This is a genomic window from Acinetobacter sp. (assembly GCF_036666595.1).
Lineage (GTDB): Bacteria > Pseudomonadota > Gammaproteobacteria > Pseudomonadales > Moraxellaceae > Acinetobacter.
Window position 1 is genome coordinate 1 of record NZ_JAVWVO010000037.1, and the last position, 1,001, is coordinate 1,001.

At 29.2% G+C, this 1,001-nt stretch carries 1 protein-coding gene; it reads left to right on the forward strand.

From position 1 onward, the window contains the following. Positions 1-167 precede the first annotated feature (167 nt). A complete protein-coding gene (locus RR876_RS16560; protein ID WP_178928993.1) occupies positions 168-872 on the forward strand; it encodes a hypothetical protein in 705 nt (234 codons plus the stop codon). The last annotated feature ends 129 nt before the right edge of the window (positions 873-1,001 follow it).

Consider the following 1,001-nt stretch of genomic DNA (forward strand, 5'->3'; position numbering starts at 1 on the left):
TGACTAAAATATTACGCACGGATATGACTCTCTCATTCGTATTTTATATAAGGTCAACGATTTTACCTTAGATAGCCTCGACTTGCACAAGTGAATCGGTGAAAAGTTTTCAAACTTATAAGATTGTTGGCTACAATCACGAGAGTTTAATCTTTTGAATAGTCCTTATGCGTATACAAGAAATAAAACAATATAGAAATAATCGAGTAGAAAGAGGGGCAGAACCCATAAAAAATTTCTGTAATGTATGTATAGAATGTTCTACCGCCAGTGAGCAATTATTAGAAAGTAATTATGAAAACGAATTTAGTCATTTAATTGAAAGATCAATTGTCATATCGTTTATAAGTGCAGTAGAGGTCTACTATAAGGATATAGTGGATACAATTTTTAGACTTTGCCATTCTGAATTTATCAAAGAGCCATTGAAGCACATTCATCAAAATAAATATGATATTAATGAATTGGTTGATATGCACGTGAATATGATTCATCCATGTGAACTTGTAACAAATGGTTTGTCTTTTCAAAATATTGAAAGTATAGAGAGAGTTTTTTCTAAATTTTTAAAAAAAGGTTTTTGGAGTTCTTTAAATGGTATGCAATTTAGATTCAAAAATATGCCTGAAAAAATAGCCATTTACGAAGATAAGTACCTCCAATCTCTAAAATTTTTATTTAATTTACGACATGAGCTTGTACATGACGCAGCTAAACGAAAGTTTATAGATTCTAATTTGATTGAACATATTGATAATGCAAGTTTTTGTATTATGTTTTCTAATATAGTTTTACTAAATATGATCAATGAAAATATAGATCCTGAATTAGAGCTTGATAAATTAAAAAACAATAAATTAAATAGTCTATGATTTCAAAAGTTTTCTTTTTTAACCTCTTAAGAATATTAAAGAGTATCAATTTATGATCGATGATGATTTTGATTTCGACCAACCCGTGACCCGAATTCCGCAAAATCCACAAGCGACTAAACTACTGGG

Coding starts and splice junctions, on each gene's coding strand:
- RR876_RS16560 (WP_178928993.1), top strand. CDS start 168: ATGCGTATACAAGAAATAAAACAATATAGAAATAATCGAGTAGAAAGA.